18 protein-coding genes are annotated in these 21,546 nt (G+C 41.3%); 2 read left to right on the forward strand and 16 right to left on the reverse strand.

Going from position 1 to position 21,546, the window contains the following annotated elements:
• Nucleotides 1-10: 10 nt before the first annotated feature.
• The 4 genes from murA to CO686_RS05255 form a co-directional block, all read right to left on the reverse strand.
• Nucleotides 11-1,270, reverse strand: coding sequence for a UDP-N-acetylglucosamine 1-carboxyvinyltransferase (murA, locus tag CO686_RS05240; RefSeq protein ID WP_049500611.1), 1,260 nt, complete (start codon nt 1,268-1,270; stop codon nt 11-13).
• Between the two features lie 160 nt (nt 1,271-1,430).
• A complete protein-coding gene (pyk, locus tag CO686_RS05245; RefSeq protein ID WP_096753596.1) occupies nt 1,431-2,936 on the reverse strand; it encodes a pyruvate kinase in 1,506 nt (501 codons plus the stop codon).
• A gap of 66 nt (nt 2,937-3,002) precedes the next feature.
• The gene (gene pfkA, locus CO686_RS05250; RefSeq protein ID WP_049500615.1) at nt 3,003-4,010 is read right to left on the reverse strand and encodes a 6-phosphofructokinase; all 1,008 of its coding nucleotides are present in this window, start codon (nt 4,008-4,010) and stop codon (nt 3,003-3,005) included.
• Between the two features lie 81 nt (nt 4,011-4,091).
• Nucleotides 4,092-7,193, reverse strand: coding sequence for a DNA polymerase III subunit alpha (locus tag CO686_RS05255; protein ID WP_096753597.1), 3,102 nt, complete (start codon nt 7,191-7,193; stop codon nt 4,092-4,094).
• Between the two features lie 414 nt (nt 7,194-7,607).
• Here CO686_RS05255 and CO686_RS05260 point away from each other — a divergent pair, with 414 nt between their 5' ends.
• Together CO686_RS05260 and CO686_RS05265 are read left to right on the forward strand one after the other, a co-directional pair.
• The gene (locus CO686_RS05260) at nt 7,608-9,890 is read left to right on the forward strand and encodes a Xaa-Pro dipeptidyl-peptidase (protein ID WP_096753598.1); all 2,283 of its coding nucleotides are present in this window, start codon (nt 7,608-7,610) and stop codon (nt 9,888-9,890) included.
• A gap of 524 nt (nt 9,891-10,414) precedes the next feature.
• Nucleotides 10,415-10,885 (forward strand): arginine repressor, encoded by a 471-nt coding sequence (locus CO686_RS05265; protein ID WP_001043018.1) that lies wholly within the window; start codon nt 10,415-10,417, stop codon nt 10,883-10,885.
• Between the two features lie 35 nt (nt 10,886-10,920).
• Here the strand turns inward: CO686_RS05265 and CO686_RS05270 are convergent, their stop codons facing one another.
• The 12 genes from CO686_RS05270 to trpX all read right to left on the reverse strand — a co-directional run bounded on the left by CO686_RS05270 (nt 10,921) and on the right by trpX (nt 21,435).
• Nucleotides 10,921-11,085, reverse strand: coding sequence for a hypothetical protein (locus tag CO686_RS05270; RefSeq protein WP_000502578.1), 165 nt, complete (start codon nt 11,083-11,085; stop codon nt 10,921-10,923).
• A gap of 9 nt (nt 11,086-11,094) precedes the next feature.
• The gene (obgE, locus tag CO686_RS05275) at nt 11,095-12,405 is read right to left on the reverse strand and encodes a GTPase ObgE (protein ID WP_000061637.1); all 1,311 of its coding nucleotides are present in this window, start codon (nt 12,403-12,405) and stop codon (nt 11,095-11,097) included.
• 71 nt (nt 12,406-12,476) lie between these two features.
• Nucleotides 12,477-12,611, reverse strand: a complete 135-nt coding sequence (locus CO686_RS05280; protein ID WP_000863851.1) for a DUF4044 domain-containing protein — start codon at nt 12,609-12,611, stop codon at nt 12,477-12,479.
• Between the two features lie 29 nt (nt 12,612-12,640).
• The gene (locus CO686_RS05285) at nt 12,641-12,829 is read right to left on the reverse strand and encodes a PspC domain-containing protein (protein ID WP_000735788.1); all 189 of its coding nucleotides are present in this window, start codon (nt 12,827-12,829) and stop codon (nt 12,641-12,643) included.
• A gap of 20 nt (nt 12,830-12,849) precedes the next feature.
• The gene (locus CO686_RS05290) at nt 12,850-14,175 is read right to left on the reverse strand and encodes a glycosyltransferase family 4 protein (protein ID WP_049500621.1); all 1,326 of its coding nucleotides are present in this window, start codon (nt 14,173-14,175) and stop codon (nt 12,850-12,852) included.
• An 8-nt stretch (nt 14,176-14,183) separates the two neighbouring features.
• Nucleotides 14,184-15,227 carry a glycosyltransferase family 4 protein gene (locus tag CO686_RS05295; RefSeq protein ID WP_049549996.1) on the reverse strand — a complete coding sequence of 348 codons (1,044 nt, stop codon included), beginning with the start codon at nt 15,225-15,227 and terminating at the stop codon, nt 14,184-14,186.
• 112 nt (nt 15,228-15,339) lie between these two features.
• Entirely contained in the window at nt 15,340-15,669 is a 330-nt protein-coding gene (locus CO686_RS05300; protein ID WP_000331930.1) for a metal-sulfur cluster assembly factor, read from the reverse strand.
• A gap of 14 nt (nt 15,670-15,683) precedes the next feature.
• Nucleotides 15,684-16,793 (reverse strand): RNA polymerase sigma factor RpoD, encoded by a 1,110-nt coding sequence (rpoD, locus tag CO686_RS05305; protein ID WP_049549994.1) that lies wholly within the window; start codon nt 16,791-16,793, stop codon nt 15,684-15,686.
• A 2-nt stretch (nt 16,794-16,795) separates the two neighbouring features.
• Nucleotides 16,796-18,556, reverse strand: coding sequence for a DNA primase (gene dnaG / locus CO686_RS05310; RefSeq protein WP_049549993.1), 1,761 nt, complete (start codon nt 18,554-18,556; stop codon nt 16,796-16,798).
• A 196-nt stretch (nt 18,557-18,752) separates the two neighbouring features.
• Entirely contained in the window at nt 18,753-19,511 is a 759-nt protein-coding gene (locus CO686_RS05315) for an ABC transporter ATP-binding protein (RefSeq protein ID WP_000125429.1), read from the reverse strand.
• Nucleotides 19,508-20,374, reverse strand: coding sequence for an ABC transporter permease (locus CO686_RS05320; RefSeq protein ID WP_000637255.1), 867 nt, complete (start codon nt 20,372-20,374; stop codon nt 19,508-19,510). Before CO686_RS05320 ends, CO686_RS05315 begins: the two co-directional genes overlap by 4 nt.
• 65 nt (nt 20,375-20,439) lie before the next feature.
• On the reverse strand, nt 20,440-21,435 hold the full coding sequence (gene trpX / locus CO686_RS05325) for a tryptophan ABC transporter substrate-binding protein (protein WP_000792187.1): 996 nt from the start codon (nt 21,433-21,435) through the stop codon (nt 20,440-20,442).
• Nucleotides 21,436-21,546: the final 111 nt, after the last annotated feature.

Consider the following 21,546-nt stretch of genomic DNA (forward strand, 5'->3'; position numbering starts at 1 on the left):
CCTCAACGGCTTAGTCTTCAACGAGTGTAATATCCGCTCCAAGACTACGCAATTTTTCAATAATATCTGAGTAGCCACGAAGGATAAACTCAATATTCGTAATTTCAGTCTGGCCTTGAGCCATCAAGCCAGCGATGACAAGTGCAGCACCAGCTCGCAAGTCTGTAGCTTTTACACTTGCTCCGTGTAAGTTACGACCACCGTTGTAAATAATGTGATCGTTTGTAGTCGTAATATCCGCATCCATTTTTGATAACTCAAAGACATGGTTAACACGTTTCTCATAAATCGTATCAATAATGGTTCCACGACCTTGGGCAGTTAGTAAAAGTGGCGTGATAGGCTGTTGCAAATCAGTTGCAAACCCAGGATAGGGTGCAGTTTTGATATTGATGGCTCTCAAATCGGACTGTTCTTCAACGAAGATGCTGTCTTCTGAGACCGTCATACGAACGCCCATTTCCTCTAGTTTGGCGATAAACCCTTCTAAGTGTTCATAGAGAACGTTGTTAATGCGAATTCCTTTTCCTACCGCTGCAGCAAGTGAAATATAGGTTCCAGCTTCGATACGGTCTGGGATTACTTGGTGACGAGTTCCATGAAGTTTCTCAACACCATCAATAATGATAATATCAGTTCCTGCACCACGAATATGGGCCCCCATGTTGTTCAAAAGAGTAGCAACATCGATAATTTCCGGTTCACGAGCCGCATTTTCAATGACAGTACGCCCCTTAGCTTTAACCGCAGCAATCATCGTGTTAATCGTTGCTCCAACGCTGACGGTATCCATGTAAATACTTGCGCCATGAAGTCCCTTACCTTGAGCAGATAAATTCATATTATCTCCCTCATAGCTGACCTTAGCACCCATGGCTTCAAAGGCTTTTAAGTGAAGGTCAATTGGACGAGGTCCCAGATCACATCCGCCAGGAAGGCCAACTGTAGCTTCACCAAAGCGACCTAAAAGACTTCCGTAGAAATAATAAGAAGCACGCAAGCTATTAATCTTGCCATAAGGCATAGGAATGTTTTGAACACCTCTTGGATCAATCTCCAAGACATCCTCATAACGCTTAACAGTCGCCCCCATAATCTCCATGATTTCGACAAGACTAGCAACGTCTGAAATATCTGGAACGCAATCTAAAGTGACAATATCATCTGATAAGATAATAGCTGGAATAAGCGCTACAACACTATTTTTAGCACCACTAATGGTGATCTCACCTTGCAATGGACGTCCACCATTGATGACAATTTTTCTCATGTTTTACTCTTTCAAAATTTACTAAAAAGGTCTTTTCGTTCTATTATACCATAATTTTCAGTTTTTTCCCATTCCTATTTACTAAATACCATCTCATTTTGATAAAAAAAGACCTATCACTCAAGCTTTTCAGCCTGAAATGATAGGTTTTAATGTTAGATTAACGTACTGTGCGGATACGCATTGTGTTTGTACGAACAGCTTCTCCAACTGGTACACCAGCAACGATAACGATATCATCACCAGATTGTACAAGACCTGCTTCAACTGCTTTACGTTCAGCAATTTCAAACATGTCATCAGTTGATGATGGAGTGTCTGTCAACATCGGGATAACACCCCAGTTCAACATAAATCCACGCTCTGTTAATTCGTCAAATGTCAATGCCAAGATATCAGCATTTGGACGGTATTTAGAAATCAAACGAGCTGTGTGACCAGTCTTAGTAAGAGTAACAACCAATTTGATGTTCATTGAGTTAGTAGCATCTTTAACAGCTGAAGCCATAACTTCTGTCTTAGAGTTACGTTCGAATGTATCTGAGTTTAAACGTCCGTATTCGTTAAGAAGAGTTTGTGCGTTCTTGTCAATTGTAGCCATTGTTGTTACTGACTCAAGTGGGTATTTACCGTTTGCAGACTCACCTGAAAGCATTGTAGCGTCAGTTCCGTCGATAACAGCGTTAAATACGTCTGATACTTCTGAACGAGTTGCACGTGGTTTTTCAGTCATTGTTTCAAGCATGTTTGTTGCTGTGATAACAACTTTACCTGCTGCGTTCACTTTAGTGATGATCATTTTTTGATAAACTGGAACCATTTCGAATGGTACTTCGATACCCATGTCACCACGGGCGATCATGATACCGTCAGCAGCTTCAATGATTTCATCCAAGTTATCGATACCTTGTTGGTTTTCGATTTTTGCAAACAATTGAACGTGACCATTACCAGTTTCTTCACAGATTGCACGAACTTCGTCGACGTCTTTTGCAGTACGTACGAATGAAATCGCGATGAAGTTGATACCTTGTTCCAAACCGAAACGGATATCATCGTTATCACGTTCAGCAAGAGCTGGGAAAGGAATTTTAGTGTTAGGGATGTTTACACCTTTCTGCTTAGCAATGATACCGTCATTTTCAACGACTACTTCAAATTCACGAGTTGCATCGTCTTTTGCGAAAACACGAAGACCCAATTTACCATCGTCAACCAAAACTTGGTGACCAACTTCAACATCATCGTAGATATCAAGAGCACCAGCAACGTTCAAAGCAATCACATCACGAGTTGATTTGATTCCTTGTTTAGTTGCAACACGGATTTTTTCACCAGTTTTGTAAGAGTACTCTTTTGCGTCACCTTCAAACAATTCTGTACGGATTTCAGGCCCTTTAGTATCAAGAAGGAAACCAACTTTTTTACCTGCAAGTTTCTCAGCAAGTTTAACAGTTGCCATACGCTCACCTTGTTCTTGGTGATCACCGTGTGAGAAGTTGAAACGGAAAGTGTTTGCTCCTGCTTCAATCAATTTAGCAATATTTTGAGCTGAAGCTTCAACGTCAAGTTTTTCACCCCAGTATCCGTCTTCACCGAATTTTTTACCACCACGGATTTCAACCGCAGGACCCAAAGTTGCAACGATTTTTACACGTTTGTTCATGATTTTTGTGACTCCTTTATATAATTCGACCTTTAATGGTCATTTTACCAGATTAGTTAAAGTTGATTATGACAAGTTCTTGTTCAAGTCAGAAAGTTCAAGATCAGCTTTGTGAGGGTTGTTAACGACAATTTTACCATCAGCTGTTAAGCTAAACAAAGCTCCCTCTTCTGCTGTTCCAAGAATTGGATTTTCAACCATTTTCTCGTTACGAATACCGACAGCAACACCACCGATTCCTTGTTTAAGAAGTTTAACAGCGTGTGCACCCATGCGTGATGCTAATACACGGTCACGAGCGGTTGGTGAACCACCACGTTGGATGTGTCCAAGTTCAGTTACACGAAGGTCACTAGTGTCTCCAGCTTCCTTGAGTTTCTTACCAAACTCATTCGCAGACATAACTCCCTCAGCCAAAACGATGATGTTGTGTTTCTTACCACATTCATAACCAGCTTTGATGCTTGCAACGATATCTTCCATCTTGAAGTCTTCTTCAGGGATGATGATTTCGTCAGCACCAGTTGCGATACCTGCCCAAAGAGCGATATCGCCAGCGTTACGTCCCATTACTTCAACAACGAAAGTACGACGGTGACTTGATGACGTATCACGAATCTTATCAATCGCATCCATAGCAGTCGTAACTGCAGTATCAAATCCAATTGTGAAATCAGTCCCTACGATATCGTTATCAATAGTTCCTGGAAGTCCGATAGCTGGGAATCCATGTTCCGTCAAGCGCATAGCTCCGTGATAAGAACCGTCTCCACCGATAACTACGACTCCTTCGATACCGTGTTTTTTCAATTGCTCAATCCCTTTAAGTTGGCCTTCAAGTTGTGCAAACTCAGGGTAACGAGCAGAGTGAAGGAAAGTACCACCACGTGAAATGATGTCTCCCACTGAAGCAGCATCAAGTGGATAAATTTCACCGGCAACCATACCAGCGTACCCATCATAGATACCAAAAACTTCCATTCCTTCTGAGATTGCTTGACGAACTACTGCACGGATGGCAGCATTCATACCAGGGGCGTCTCCACCACTGGTCAAAACAGCAATACGTTTCATTTGGTTTATGCTCCTTTTTCTTTTAACATTCTTACTGATTATACCACATTTAAATCGAAAATTCTTCTATTTTCCGTATTTTTAGCGATAAATCGTTTTCATAGCAATTCCCTCTAATTTTTCCTCTAGAGCAGAATCTTTTCTTACATAATGTTGTGTAGAAACAACCGTTTTTCCTTCCTCTTCATACCTGATAATGACAGGGATTGGGCCTTTGTATTGTTCTAGGATATTTGAAATCTCTTTATCATTTTCATGATTTTTAACTTGAATCCAGAATCGTTCCGCCACTGCTTCTTTCAAATCTTGTGCAATCATTTGCAGACGACCATCTCGAGATTGAACTTTGCCATTGATGTAGTAAAATTTCCCTTCGGATAAATTGGAAGCAAATTTTCTATATTGGTCTGAAAATACAGTTACATCCATCCGAGACTTACTATCATGAACCTGTAGAAAAGCCATACTCTCGCCTTTCTTGGTTCGAATCACTTTAATCTTTTGCACTTCAACTAGGAGAGTGGCTTGAGCTCCCTCGGTTAGATTAGTGATTGGAGTGGTCGGATATAGGGCTTGTTTGGCAAGAGTTTGGAGAGGATGGGGACTGATACCTACCCCAATCAGTTCCTGCTCTTTGTAAAATTTCTCTGCCTCAGTAAAATCATCAGCTTCAGTCCAACTATAATTTGTATCCGCAAAGAGTCCACCCAACTCCTCAACAAAGACAAATAAGTTTGGTAGGTTCACTAAGATTTTCTGACGATTCTTGTCAAATTCATCAAAAAGCCCCAGTTCAACCAAAGGCGTTAGAAGCGACAGTTTCTTGTAATTCTTGGGAAGACGTGTGACGAAATCTTCAATGCTTGAGAAAGGACGATTTTCAATAATCCAGTAAGACAAATCTCTTGGCATTCCCTTAATGGCTTTTAGACCAAGATAGATTTTCTTATGAGCAATTTTATCATGATAGGGAACGCTGTTTATTGCTAAGGGAGCTACTTCAAAGCCCATCTGCAATGCATCTACAATGTAATCACTGCTAGAATAGTTCAACATAACTTGAAAGAAAATAGCAGGATAGTGTGTCTTGAAATAAGCTAGTTGGAATGCCAGTGCTGAGTAGGCATAAGCGTGGGATCGGTTAAATCCATAGCCTGCAAACTTTTCCATCACTGCAAAAACTTGGTTGGCCTTTTCTTCTGTATGCCCCAATTTCATAGCTCCTGTGATAAAATCTTCCTTCATCAGATGCATCTCTTTGGCATTTTTCTTACCCATGGCACGTCTGAGAATGTCGGCTTTACCAAGACTGAATCCTCCAAAGCGTTGAGCTACCTGCATGACCTGCTCTTGATAGAGCATAATACCGTAGGTTGATGAAAGGATGTCTTCTAAGACAGGGTCTAACACCGTCACCTTTTCTTTACCATGCTTACGAGCGACAAAATTATCAATATAATCACTTGCCCCCGGTCTATTGAGGGATGTCGTTGCTACTACCTCTTCAAAGACTTGCGGCTGAACTCGTTTCAAGAGTCGAATGGCTCCTGGTTGTTCAAATTGGAAAATACCTTTGGTATTTCCAGCTACAAAGAGGGCTAAAGTTTCACTGTCTTCCAGATCAATCTCTTCGATTTTTAGATGAACACCCTCTGACTCCGCAAGCAATTCCTGCATTTTTTGGACAAAAGTCAGGTTACGTAAACCGAGGAAATCCATTTTTAGAAGTCCATTGGCTTCAACACCATGAGCATCATACTGGGTGATGAGCATATCCTCACCATATTTTAGAGGAATATAGTCCGTCAAATCTTGGTCACTCATAACGACTCCTGCCGCATGGATAGAGGTCTGACGAGGATAACCTTCAATCTTTCGAGCAATCTCAAAAGCTTTTTGATATTCAATCTTGCTATTGATGACCTGTCTAAATTGCAAATTCTTTTCATAGGCCGTCGTTAGCGTATCTCGGAAACTGATTTTTTTCGTAATATTTGTTAATTCGTACTCTGGAACGCCATAGCGTTTGAAAACATCACGAATTGCCTGTTTTGCTCCAAAGGTCGAATAAGTGACAATCTGCGCCACGTGTTGACTGCCATAGCGATCACGAACATAACGAATGAACTCTGGTCTATAAAGGTCTGGAATGTCGATATCGATATCGGGCATGGTGTAACGCTCACGATTTAAAAAGCGCTCGAAAATCAGGTTCTTCTCAACTGGATCAATCCCTGTAATATCCAGTGAGTAGGCGACCAAACTACCTACAGCAGATCCACGCCCCATTCCCATATAGTAACCTTGGGAACGTCCAAAACGGAGCAAATCCCAAACTACAAGGAAATAGTCGTCAAAGCCCATATCATGAATCACAGCTAATTCTTCATTTAGTCGCTCATGATAAATAGCTGAGGTTAGCCCCTTGTCACTCAAACCTTTCTCAGCCCTCTCTCTAAGTTCTTCGACCGCTGGTCTTTCAGGATTAAAGCGAGGGAGTTTTAAACTTGGGTCGATTTGATAGCTAACATTTTCTATCAGACCTTGGAGATTGGCAAGAGCCTGAGGGAAGCGATTCATAAAACGTGCTTCCAGGTCTGAGGCAGGTAAAAAAATCCCCTGTTGTGAATGTAGATCCACTTCTCTCAGGCTGACATTTTCCTTGACTGCTGACAAAATTTGTAAAACCTGTAGGTCTTCTTTTTCAAAAGAGTTGACTTGATAGAGTGGAAGAATGGGTCTTATAAAGACTTCTTGAGGAGTATCTGGACTAACACCGATAAAATAATCAACCCCCAAATCCAACTGTTCGACCCCATTAAAATAGGGAACAATAATAGCAACATCTTCGAGGTGGGAGGTGAAGTCAGACCAATTTTTCCGTCCAGTCATTTTTAAAGTGGATAACTTCATCAACTCTTGATAACCTTTAGTGGATAGGGCTAGAAAACGTAGAGAGAGATTCTCCTCATCTTTGACCAAGGTCATTTCTAAACCAATTAAAGGTTGAATGCCATGCTTACGAGTTGCTTCTAGAAAATGATAGGCTCCATAGAGATTATCCACATCCATGATAGCAAGGTGAGAATAGCCGTATTCTTTAGCCATTTGTACATATTTTTCAATCGAAACCACACTTTCCATAAAACTATAAACAGTCTTGGTGTCGAGCTGTGCAATCATTTCTTCTCCTCCTTGCTTTCGTTTTACTACTATTATACCATTTTAAGCTGGATATTGAAGCAACTCTGCACTTTCTTTTCAATATCATCAGTTACAAACTTCTTCTCTTCTTACTGTTAAATTCTTCATTTTTCAAAGGAAGAAAATAAAAAATTAATATTATATAATAGTTTTAAATGTAAATTTAGATATATTTATACCAAACGAAGAATAATAAAGATAGGAGTTATATGCAGTTTTACATATAAAAATCTCTAGAAAAAGGCTTACTTCTATGGTATTTATTCAGCATTTTATAATAACTTACCAAATAGATATGCTGGTTTAAGAAATTTATTTCATTTAAGTTTATTTATTCCATTTTTCCCTCTTTTTTGATATAATAAATCCAGTCTGTTTTCAAAGGAGAGAAACATGCGTTTTAATCAATTCAGCTATCAACCAACCACTAGTTCTCAACGATTTGCAGAATTAGAAGGTCTTGGTCTAAAGCTGTCACCCCAACTGTCCTTAAAAAGACAGTTTGAAGACTTCATTCGTTGGAGTTTTTTCACTTATTCTGACACGGATTATGCCTTGTCGACTTTGGCTGCGGATAAAGAAACAGATTTAGTAACTTTTTTCCAGTCAGACCGTGAGTTAACTGCGGAGATTTTCTACACAGTAGTTTTTCAACTTTTAGGATTTAGCTATCTTGTTGACTTTGAGGATGCCGAACAGTTTCGTAAAGAAACTGGTTTTCCTATTGTTTATGGAGATCTCATTGAAAATCTTTATCAGTTACTCAATACGAGAACGAAAAAAGGAAATACGCTCATCGATCAACTTGTTAGTGATGGACTCATTTCAGAAGATAATCACTACCACTACTTTAACGGTAAGAGCTTGGCAACCTTCTCTACTCATGATGTCATTCGTGAAGTCGTGTATGTCGAGAGCCGTTTGGATACTGATAAAGACGGACTCCCTGACTTAGTCAAGGTCAGCATTATTCGCCCGCGTTATGATGGACAGATTCCTTCAGTCATGACTGCCAGCCCTTATCACCAAGGGACCAACGATAAAGCCAGTGACAAGGCTCTCTACAAAATGGAGGGAGAGCTTGAGGTCAAACCGCCCCACACCATTGAACTTGAGGAGCCCAAGCTGAATTTAGTCGAACCTCATGGTCAAGCAGAAGTCGTCTCAGAAGCTGAGGAAAAGCTATCTCATATCAATAGCTCATATACACTCAATGACTACTTCCTCCCACGTGGATTTGCCAATCTCTATGTATCAGGTGTTGGAACCAAAGATTCTCAAGGTCTCATGACCAATGGGGACTACCAGCAGATTGAAGCTTATAAAAATGTCATTGATTGGCTCAATGGTCGTTGTCGTGCTTTCACGGACCACACGCGCAAGCGCCAAGTCAAGGCTGACTGGTCAAACGGCAAAGTCGCAACAACAGGAATTTCCTATCTAGGTACCATGTCCAATGGTCTCGCCACCACTGGTGTTGATGGCTTGGAAGTGATCATCGCAGAAGCAGGTATTTCCTCTTGGTACAACTACTATCGGGAAAATGGTCTAGTGACCAGCCCAGGGGGCTATCCAGGTGAGGATTTTGACTCACTTGCTGAACTGACCTACTCCCGCAACCTCCAAGCTGGTGACTATATTCGTGGCAATGAAGCTCATCAAGCAGACTTAGAAAAAGTTAAAGAGAAACTCGATCGCAAGACTGGTGACTACAATCAGTTTTGGCATGACCGCAACTATCTGCTCAATGCTCACAAGGTTCAAGCCGAGGTCGTCTTTACGCATGGTTCCCAGGATTGGAACGTCAAACCTCTTCATGTTTACCAGATGTTTCATGCCCTTCCTAGCCATATCAATAAGCACCTCTTTTTCCATCATGGTGCCCATGTCTATATGAACAACTGGCAGTCGATTGACTTCCGAGAGTCCATGAATGCCTTGTTAAGTATGAAATTGCTAGGACTTGACTCAAGCTATCAACTTCCGACTGTTATATGGCAGGACAATATCGCACCGCAAAGATGGCAAGGCCTTGATAACTTTGGCAAACAGGATGAACTGCATACCTTCTCTCTCGGTAATGAGGAAAAAGTGATTCAAAACCAGTATGATCAAAAAGATTTTGATCGTTATGGAAAAACTTACCAGATCTTCAACACCGAACTTTACCAAGGTAAAGCCAATCAGATCACCATTGACCTTCCAGTAAGTCAAGACCTTCACTTAAATGGGCGAGTGGCGCTGAAACTTCGTGTCAAATCGAGTACGAACAAGGGCTTATTATCCGCCCAACTGCTAGAACTTGGACAAAAGAAATATCTGCAGCCTTATCCAGCTGTTTTAAGTGCTAGAACCATTGATAATGGTCGTTACCACATGTTAGAAAATCTCTGCGAACTGACATTCAATCCAAGTGCCCAACGTGTCATCACCAAAGGTTACCTTAATCTTCAAAATCGAACCAATCTCTTGACGATTGAAGAAATCCAACCAAATGAATGGATGGACTTCCAGCTAGAGCTTCAACCAACTATCTACAAACTTAAAGAAGGAGATACTCTCCGTTTGGTTCTCTACACCACAGACTTTGAGATTACAATTCGAGATAATACAGACTATCAGTTGACTGTTGATTTAGCACAGTCTAGTCTTATCCTACCTTGTCAAAAGGTATAATCTACCAGACTTTCAATATGGAAGGATTCAAAGGAAAAGTCAATGAATTTGACCATTGAACTTCCTATAACCAAAGTTTTCCACTTGAACAGTCGAATCAAACATAAACTTTGTATCAAATCCAGTTCATCTGAAAGCATTTTAGAAGCCCCTAGATAGAACTTGGACAAAAGATACTAACACCCCTAACCAACATGTGTAACCATTTATCATACACGCTACTAGACCACATGTTGGAAATCACTGTGAATTAACATTTAGAGTGAATTCACAAAACGCCGTGACAAAATGCTACGCTTATTGGATGATACACTGTCATTAAAGAACATCAATGGTGATGAACGAATCGCTACCCAGTTTATCTGCACCCAACTAGTGAAAAGTTAAAAGAAGGAGAATCTCTCCATCTAGTTCTTTATCCTACTGACTTTAAAATCATCATACGTGACAATACCGCCTACCACCCGACTGACGTTTTCGTTCAGTCCACGCTTACTGTACCTTTTAAAAGGAGTACTTACTTTATGAACAAATCAGAACACAGACACCAACTTATCCGCGCCCTCGTTTCAAAAAACAAAATCCATACGCAAGCTGAATTACAAGCCTTATTAGCGGAAAATGATATCCAAGTGACTCAGGCTACTCTATCACGCGATATCAAAACCATGAACCTTTCAAAAGTGCGCGAAGAGGATAATTCTTACTATGTGCTAAATACAGGGTCTATCTCCAAATGGGAAAAACGTCTTGAAAACTATATGGAAGATGCTCTTGTTATGTTGCGTCCTGTGCAACACCAAGTTATTTTGAAAACTTTACCCGGTTTAGCCCAATCGTTTGGATCTGTAATTGATTCCTTGGCCTTTCCAGATATCGTTGCAACCCTTTGTGGAGACGATGTCTGCATGATTATCTGTGAAGATGCTACAAAAGCGCAGGCTTGTTTTGAGAGTCTTAAAAAATATGCGCCACCATTTTTCTTTAGTGAATAAAACAAATCCCGTGATTAAAAGATCACGGGAATTTTTTATTTCTTTGACTGTGTTTCTTCTTTCTTTGTACGTGCCAATCGAAGAGCGCGTTTAGGATTGAGACGATTAAATAATTCTTCTAGTTTCTTTTCATTCCATACATCTGCTGCAGAAACAAAATTGCCATCTGCATCTCGGAATGATATCGGTTTATCTCCCATATCAATCTCCTAGTCTACAAATTCAAATTCAAATTTACCAATGCGGACCAAATCGCCATCTTTGGCGCCACGCGCACGAAGGGCTTCGTCAACTCCCATACCACGAAGCTGACGGGCAAACTTCATGACCGATTCGTCACGGTCAAAGTTGGTCATGTTAAAGAGTTTCATGAGTTTTTCACCAGAAAGTACCCATGTCGCATCATCATCACGACTAATCTCAAAGGCTTTTTCTTCCTCGTCAAAGCCATAGTAAGCCTCTTCTTCCATATCGGATTCATCATAAATCGGGAATTCTGGAGTCTTGTCTAACAATTCAGCTGTCGCATCCAAAAGAGTTGCCAAACCTTGCTTGGTCAATCCAGAAATTGGGAAGATGGCTGGAAGTTCCTCAAACTCGTCGTAGTTTGCTGCCAACTTTTCCTTGAAAGTTTTCAGATTTTCCTGACTTTCAGGCATATCCATCTTGTTGGCCACGATAATCTGTGGACGTTCCATGAGACGAAGGTTGTAGGATTCTAATTCCTTATTGATAGCAAGGTAGTCCTCATAAGGATCACGTCCTTCACTAGCTGACATATCGATGACATGGAGGATAACTCGAGTGCGTTCGATATGACGAAGAAACTGGGTTCCAAGACCAACCCCTTGACTGGCCCCTTCAATCAAACCTGGAAGGTCTGCTACTGCAAAAGATTCACCTGACTGTGTACGAACCATACCCAAATTTGGGACAATCGTCGTAAAGTGGTAAGCACCGATTTTGGGCTTAGCTGAAGTGATGACACTAAGCAAAGTTGATTTTCCAACAGATGGGAAACCGACCAAGCCAACATCCGCTAAGATTTTCAATTCCAGTTGCAACTCGCGTTCTTGTCCTGGTTCTCCATTCTCAGAGATTTCAGGTGCAGGATTTTTTGGAGTGGCAAAACGGATATTTCCACGACCACCTCGACCACCATGAGCCACGATAAACTCTTGACCATGTTCAATCAAGTCTGTAATGACTTTTCCTGTTTCCGCATCACGTACAGTAGTCCCCTGTGGCACGCGAACACGTAGATCTTCTGCACCACGTCCGTGCATTCCTTTGGTCATTCCTTTTTCACCGGAATCAGCCTTGAAATGACGGTTATAGCGGAAATCCATCAAGGTACGTAAGCCTTCGTCTACCACGAAAACAACGTTACCTCCACGTCCACCATCACCACCCCAAGGACCGCCATTAGGGACATATTTTTCACGGCGAAAGGCAACCATGCCATCGCCACCATTACCAGCCTTGACCTTAATCTTGGCTGTATCTAAAAACATACTCATATTTTCTTCTCACTTTAAAAAGGCTGGGGAGAACCCAGTCATTAGTTATTGTTTCTATCCTCATAGCTTGCTTAGAATCTACTGAAAGCTCCAAGCGCAGTTGCAAAGATACCAGCAAGGGTTACAAACAACATGATGAGCACGACAACAAGCGTCACCTTTTCAAACAATGTTTTTTTGCGTTTTCCGTTATCTCCAAAAGCCATAACTTCTCCTTTTTCTATATAATTCTAATTTAATACTCTGATGAAACTGGTGCAATCAACCATAAAATGATATAAGCAAGGACTCCTGTCCCATAACAAAATGCAAGAACAGCCCAAATGACACGAACAATTGTTGGATCAATATCAAAATAATGAGCAACTCCTGCGCATACTCCACCAATTTTTTGATCTTTTCCGCTTCTCATTAATTTTTTCATTTTTTCTTCCTCTTATTCTATTATTTGAATTCGTCTCTCCAATAATCTCTGATGCTAGACAATTGTTTTCGAGACGCTCTTAAAATACGCTTGGATTCTTTTACTGGGCTTGTAACAGCCTGTTGAGGTAGATAGAGAATCGTTTTTAAAAAGCGCTGAGTGACAGGCTGTCCATCATGTAGCTCATGTTCAAAGTTATTTGAGATAATGGCATCAAGGTAAAACTCATGAACTCGTTTCCCAAAATTTTCAGCCGAAATCTCGTACAACTTATCCGCCAAATTTTGTTCAGACATATCAGGAGTAGCAATCAATGCTTCAAGTATAGCTCCTGCAAGCTCTCGTTCTCCATAGTAGAGGGTCCCAAACATTTTATCATTGATCAGATTTTCAAGATAGGGGTTGCCATGAGCAATAACAGGCGTTCCACTGGCTAGACTTTCTAGATAGGTTAAACCCTGAGTTTCACTCGTAGATGCTGAAATAAAGAAATCAGCTGCTTTATAGTACAAGGCTGTCTCACTGGGAGCAATCATACCTGTAAAAATCACATGTTTTTGTATGTTTAATTTCCCTGCTTGTTCTTTCAGACTGTCCAGATAAGGTCCGTCTCCAGCAACAACCAACTTCACCTTTTCTTCTTCTTTCAAAACCTGTGCAAAGGCGACTAAGACTGCTTGGATATTCTTCTCAAAGGAGATACGAGAAAGGCTCAGCAGCATTTTCTCGCCTTCCTGAATACCTAACTTCGAACGAAGCTCTAGTAAGTTTTCCTCTTTGATCTCAGGTCGTTCAAACTTAGCCAGCTCAATTCCAGTTGGGATGACACGCTTTTCAACCTTGACTTTGTATTTAGATAAAAGGTCACGAACAATCTCACTAGGGCAAATCACGCCATCTACATCATGAAGGAAGCCACGCACCAAATATTTTACCATACTCGGACGAATTAGCATGCCCTTAGCAATGTAATGCACATAGTCTTCATACTGGGTATGGTAGGTATGAATAACTGGAATTTTCAATTCTCTCGCAATCCAAATTCCTAACAAACCAAGAGAAAATTCTGTCTGGGTATGAATAATATCGAGTTGATACTGCTTGGCAATTTCAAGCGCCTTTGTAAAACCTCGGTAGGCAAATCGTCGATCCTTAAACGCAAAGAAAGGGACACTCGGAATGCGAATAATTTGCCAATCCTCGTAGCGGTTCACATCTTTATCTGTTGTTGTAAAGATAAAAACTGCATGCCCCTGCTTTTCAAGCTCAGTTTTCAAAGTCCGAATACTAGTCGCGACCCCGGAAACCTGAGGGAAATAGGTATCTGTAAATAAACCAATTCGCATAAATTACCTCACTTTTTGCCCAAAGCAGCCTGTTCTCGATAAAATTTTAACCAGATTTCCAACAAATGCTCCTCAGAGTACTCTTTGGAGATCTCGCAAGCTTTTTCTTTCAAGTCTTTTAAGGCTTCAGAATCATTCTTGTATTCTAGGATTGCTTCTCTCATCTCGGAAACATCACTTGTAGCACGATAATTCCCATCAAGAATAACCTTATATAGATCCAAATCTCTTAACATAATCGGAGCCTCGCAACTAGCGGCCTCTAAGATGGTCATAGGGAATAATTCATTATAACTTGGTAGCAAGAACAGATCCGCCATAGCATAAAGTTCCCGCATCCGTTCGGGTGACACAATTCCAGGAAAAATAAGATTTTCAGGTGGATTGTCCATTATCTTCTTGTAGCGTTCATAACCATCTGTCATCCCACCAAATGAAAAACCACCTGCCCAGATAAAGGTAATTTCTGGCAATTCCTCAGCAAGACGGATAAAGTCATCAATCCCTTTACGTTTCTGAACCTGACCCGCACCGATTACGACAAACTGATCTTCCGCGAGATCCATTTCCTTCCGGAGTTGTGCAACTTGCTCAGCTGGTAATGCATGCCATTTATCTTTGTTTACAAAATTTGGAATATAAGTTACTTTTTCACGCGGAATACCAGCAGCCACTAAATCCTCGATAAACATGGGATTGACCACCACCAAGTGTTCCATTCGGTTGTAAAAGGAAAAAACATAGCGTTTGACAATTCCTTTTAGGAAAAATGGAATCTTTAAACTCCCCTCAAGCGTATCAGGCAAAAAATGCACATAGCCAATTTTTCTCCCAGAGCGTTTCTTTTGGAAAGTAGATAAATAATAAGGGAAATCAATGGTGTGAAAATGAGTTACATCTGCCTCTACAGGAAGATTCTCTGTAACAATCAACTGGTCTTTAGCATCGCGGTGAAGGAGACTAACCAATTCTCGATATGCTCCTGACACTCCTTGACCAGCTACTTTTTCACTTGAGCTTAGCATATTAATACGCAATTTTTCGTTTTCCATACCTTTCATTATACCATTTTATTTCCAGAAAATCAGCAAAAGAAAGAAGAGACGATTGGAAAAAGGATAAAATTATCCTATTTTCCAATCGTCTCTCTCATTTTTTTAGTCTTTATTTAATTCCTAGGGCGATACGCGCGTATCGGCTCATTTTTTCAACTGTCCAAGCTGGATACCAGACCAATTTAACTTCGGTATTGGTTACCTCAGGCACATCTGTCATCGCATCATGTATCTGGTCTGTCAAAAGGTCAGCCAGTGGGCAGCCCATAGTTGTCAAGGTCATATCAATTTCAGTATGACCTGTTTCACCATCAAAACGAATTTCATAAATCAAACCTAGGTTGACAATATCAATCCCCAACTCAGGGTCGATGACTTCTTCCAAAGCATTTAAAATGCGTGTTTTGATCGTTTCAATTTGCTCTTCTGTATAAGCCATGTTATTCCTCACTCTCAGTCTTCAATAAAATCACGAAGGGGTTTGCTGCGACTTGGTTGGCGCAATTTTCTCAAAGCCTTGGCCTCAATCTGACGGATACGCTCACGAGTCACGTTAAAGACTTTACCAACATCTTCAAGGGTACGCATTTTCCCATCATCTAGCCCGAAACGAAGGCGCAGAACGTTTTCTTCACGGTCTGTGAGAGTATCCAAAACTTCATCCAACTGCTCGCGCAAAACGATTCGAGTTGTGTAGTCTACTGGATTTTCAATTACTTCGTCTTCGATAAAGTCCCCAAGATGGCTATCGTCCTCTTCACCAATCGGTGTTTCAAGTGATACTGGTTCTTGAGCAATTTTCAAGATTTCGCGGACCTTGTCAGGTGTCATATCCATACGCTCAGCGATTTGTTCAGGAGTTGGATCTTGTCCCAATTCTTGAAGGAGATTCCGCTGTTCACGGACAAGCTTGTTAATGGTTTCTACCATGTGGACAGGGATACGAATAGTACGGGCTTGGTCAGCGATGGCACGGGTAATCGCCTGACGAATCCACCAAGTTGCGTAAGTTGAAAACTTGAATCCTTTTGAATAGTCAAACTTGTCAACAGCCTTCATCAAGCCCATGTTTCCTTCTTGGATCAGGTCAAGAAACTGCATGCCACGCCCTACGTAGCGCTTAGCAATCGAAACCACCAAACGAAGGTTGGCTTCTGCAAGACGTTGTTTGGCTTCAATATCACCAGCCTCAACTGCTAAGGCCAATTCTTTTTCCTCTTCGTTAGTCAAGAGAGGAACAACCCCGATTTCCTTCAAATACATACGGACTGGGTCATTAACCTTGGCAGAAGTTGAGCCAATCAAGTCCTCATCACTGAGTTCTGGTTCTTCTTCTGCACTAAGAACACGCGCGCTTGGATTTCCTTCGTTATCTGTGATAGAAATTCCAGCATCCTGAATCCGTTGCAAAAGGTCTTCAATGCCTTCTGCATCAAGGGCAAACGGAATAACCAGACTTGAATTGATTTCGTCATCTGTTGCTGTTCCTGTTTTTTTGTGGTTACGGATAAAGTCTGCTACTTGCACATCAAATGTGGTTACTTCTTTTTGTTTTGTTGCCATTATTACTCCATTCTTCTCTTTTGGGAAATCAATCGTTGCAATTCTTCCAAGGCTGTGTCTGTATCTCCTACATGACTAGCTTCCTGCACTTTCTTTTTAATCCTTAAATTGTCCTTGCTGAGGAGGGCACGGTTACGAGTCGCTTCGACTTCCGCTAGCTCTTGAGGCGACATCTCAGCTGGCAAATCCAAGCTAAGCACGTGGTACCAGGCATTTTCAACCTCAGGAGTCTGATGAGACAGTTCCTCTGATCCGATTTCTCCCTCTGCACTTAATAATTCGTAAAGAATTTGAAATTCTGGGGTATCAAAGAAAAAATCTTCTCTTAATCGGTAGTCATTTAGAACAACTGGATTCTCAGCCATCCTATAAAGGAGATGAGCCTCTGCTCTCATGACTGCTCTCAGTTGCCGCGTTACAGGTAAACTAATCGCTGCTGGAGGTTGCTCCTCTTTGACTCTTTCCTGCCTTTGAACAATGCGACTTTCATTTACAATCTGCTCCACCTGCTGGTAATCAAAAGAAGGTAGATTATCCGCCAGAATGTGGATATAAGAATTCTGGGCAGTGATAGACTTTTCTTTGGCGATTAGGGGGGCAATCTTTTCAATGAACTCGATTTGCGCCTGTAAGTTATCACTATTTTCCGGCTTGAGCTGGTGAATATAGAACTCTATGGGACTAATCCGAGTCTTGGTTAAAAGGTAAGCCAGGTCTTCAGCAGAATTCTTTTGCAAATACTCATCTGGGTCCATGGCATCAGGTACTCGAACAACCTCAACTGAGAAGTCTTTTAACTCCTCTAGAGCCTTGGCTGTTGCTGTCTGCCCTGCCTTGTCGCCATCGTAGCTGAGAACAATTTTTTTGGTAAAGCGTCTGAGGTGATCAACATGCTCCTTGCTTAAGGCTGTTCCCATGGAAGCTACAGCATTTTCTATACCAGCACGGTAGGCTGCAATCACATCCATGAAGCCTTCCATCAGATAGAGCTCTGTAATCTTACCTGTTCCCTTTTTTGCCTTGTCCAGATGATACAATTCGTAGCTCTTGTTAAAAATTGCAGTCGAGCGGCTATTTTTATATTTGGCAGTCTGACTATCCGTTTCTTGCCAGATACGACCTGAAAATGCAATAACCTGCCCCTTGTCATTGGTCAAAGGAAAGATGATTCGTCCAAAAAAAGTATCATAAAATTGATTACCATCTGACAGATAAAACAAGCCCGAATCCAATAAATCCTTTTCCTCAAACTTGTCAGCCAAACGTTGATAGAGATAAGTTCTCTCTGCTGGAGCTAGTCCAATCTGGAAGTGCTTCAGAACATCATCTGTCAATCCGCGTTTGTAGAGATAAGCCCTTGCTTCTTCTCCCATCTTTGTCGTCATGAGGATGGCATGGTAAAAACGGGCAGCTTCTTCATGCATATCGTATAGAGCTTGATGAGGGGAAGTTTGTTGGGGACGAGACTGTACCGGCGTAGCTAGTTGAATACCGACGCGCTCTCCTAAGAGCTGAACGGCTTCCATGAAGGACACACCTTGGTATTCTTCGATAAACTTAAAGACATCTCCTGAACGACCACAGCCAAAACAGTGATAAAACTGCTTGTCTTCCACAACGTTGAAAGAAGGGGTCTTTTCACCATGAAAAGGACAGAGCCCTAAATAGTTCCGTCCAGCCTTTTGTAAAGAAATCACATCACCTATGACTTCCACAATGTTGGCATTGTTTTTGATTTCTTCAATGACTTGCTTGTCAACCATACACAATACCTCCATCTTATCATAGTTTCACGTAAACTAGTATAGCTTATTTCTGAAAAAAAGTAAACCATTTCATACGCTTTCCGTAATTCTCTTTGCCTTATTTTTCTAGATAGAAAGAGGTGATAAAAAACTCAGAAACACTTCCATGTTTCTAAGTTAATTTTCACTATTTTTTGATGATTACTTCACTCATCTATTCAAATAATTGATAGTAGTCTGAAATTTTCATCTTAGCTTTTTCTTCTTTATTGAGGTCTTGGATGATGCGACCTTCCTTCATGACAATCAGACGGTTTCCATACTTCAGTGCATCTTCCATATGGTGGGTAATCATCAAGGCTGTTAGATGATCTTTGCTGACAAAGTCATCTGTTAATTCCATCAATGCCACACTTGTTTTTGGGTCAAGGGCTGCTGTGTGTTCATCCAACAAGAGCAACTCTGGTCGTTTCAAAGTTGCCATCAAGAGACTCAAGGCCTGACGTTGTCCACCTGAAAGAAACTCAATAGGAGTGTCCAGATGTTTTTCAAGACCATTTCCAACCTTTTCAATGGTAGTCTGGAACTCTTCCCTATGGCTTGAAAGCCTTCTAGGCAGGAGTCCTCTCTTCTCACCACGAAACTTGGCAATCAAGAGATTTTCCGCCACTGTCATACGGGGAGCCGTACCCATCTTAGGATCCTGAAAGACGCGAGACAAGTACTTAGCCCGCTTTTCAGGTGAAAAATTCGTCACGTCCTCCCCCATGATACGGATACTTCCACTTGTTAAAGGTAAGGTACCTGCAATCGTGTTAAAAAGCGTTGATTTCCCCGCTCCATTTCCCCCTAAGATGGTAATGAAATCATGTTCGAAAATTTCAAGAGAAACATCATTCAGAATGATTTTTTCTTCGTCAAAGCCATTCGTGATGACTTTGGTAGCATTTTTTAATTCTACAATTGCTGTCATTTGCTAAACTTGACTCCTTTCAGGTATTTGCTTTTGAAGGTTGGAATCATAAGGCAAACTGCCAAAATCAAGGCGCTGTACAAACGAAGATAACTTGTATTAAACCCAAGAGCAATAACTCCCCAAACGAGGAACTGATAAGCGATAGAGCCAACGACGATGGTCATGAGTCGCTCTGCCAGGGTCAAACTCTTGAACAAAACCTCACCAATAATCAAGCTAGCAAGCCCTACGACAATCACGCCAATTCCTCGAGAGACATCCGCGTATCCTTCTTGTTGAGCAATTAAGGCCCCTGCAAGCGCGATAATCCCATTTGAGAGAACCAAACCCATGAGTTCCATACGTCCCGTATTGATACCAAAGCTACGAGCCATATCGGGATTGTCACCTGTAGCGATGTAGGCTTGACCTAGTTTGGTATCAAGGAAAAAGAGCATAAGGCCAATAACAAGAGCTACAAAGATTAATCCAGTCAGGAGTTGGTTAAGGTCTGAATCAAAAGGCAAGACATCCTGAATTTGTTTGGTTCCAAGAAGCCCCAGATTGGCACGTCCCATAATCATGAGCATGATGGAATGACAAGAAGTCATGACCAGAATCCCTGATAAGAGGGTTGGGATTTTTCCTTTAGTATACAAAAGACCCGTCGCCATTCCAGCTAGACAGCCCGCACCTACTGCAGCTAAGGTCGCCAAAAACGGATTGACTCCCTGTGTTATCAAGGTTACAGCTACTGCTCCCCCAAGAGGAAAAGAACCTTCAGTAGTCATATCAGGGAAATTCAAAATTCGGAAAGTCATAAAGATTCCCAAACCTAAAATCGCCCAGACCATTCCCTGAGAAATAATGGATACTATCATAATCTTTCACTCATTTCTTTCTTTAGTAAAAATGGGAGGAGATGTGTCCAGCTCCTCCTTTATCTTTATTCAATCACTTGTCCCGCTTCTTTTAGAACGGACTCAGGAATGGTAATACCAAGTTCCTGCGCTAGTTTTTTATTAATCACTGACTTACCAGTTGAAAAGACATTAACTGGCGTATCAGCTGGTTTTTCACCTTTCAAAACTTTGGCAATCATTTTACCAGTAGCCACTCCAAGATCGTGTTGGTCAACTACTACAGATGCTAATCCACCTGCTTCTACCATGGCCGTGGCACTTGGGTAGATTGGCTTTTTAGCTGTTTGATTACTTGAAACAACTGTTGAGAATGCGGATGCAATGGTATTGTCAATTGGAACCCAAATTGCATCGACCTTGCTTGTCATAACATTGACTGTTGAAGCAATTTCATTTGTTGAAGGAACGGCAAATGTTTCGACTGTCAAACCTGCTTTTTCAGCATAAGCCTTGAATTCTTCTACCTGTGTTTTTGAGTTATCTTCGCTACTTGAGTAAAGAGCTCCGATTGTTTTGACATTTGGTGTGAGAGTTTTTATCAACTCTACTTGTTGTTCAGCAGGGTTGTGGTCTGATACCCCTGTGATGTTGCCTCCTGGTTTTTTCAAGTCTTTGACCAAGTTAGCACCGATTGGGTCTGTAATAGCAGCCATGATAACTGGTAGGTCTTTTGTAGCACTAGCGAGTCCTTGAGCCGCTGGTGTCGCGATCCCAACAACAACATCGTTTCCATTAGCAACCAATTGTTTACTCATGGTTGCAACCTTGCTCTGATCACCTTCAGAGTTCATAAAGTCGATTTTTACCTGGTCGTCCTTATAGCCTTCTTCAGCTAGTCCATCTTGAATCCCTTGGTAAATCAAGTCCAAGGATGGGTGACTAACAAATTGAAGGACACCAACCTTAGCAACCTTTTGCTCTTCTTTAGCTGATGGCTTATTCATAGATGAATAAATCAAGCTAGCCACCACCAATACTGCTAATCCAGCGACAATTCCAATCAAACGTTTATTTTTCATTTTTCTTTCTCCTTTTAAATCACTTGTATAATGCTCTTTTCAACAAAACAAGCGACGCCATCGTTTAAATTCCATCATCATCCTCCTAATAGAAAAAGTCCTCACACAAAA

Origin of the sequence: Streptococcus oralis, from assembly GCF_002386345.1 — a bacterium.
GTDB classification, from domain to species: Bacteria; Bacillota; Bacilli; order Lactobacillales; family Streptococcaceae; genus Streptococcus; species Streptococcus oralis_S.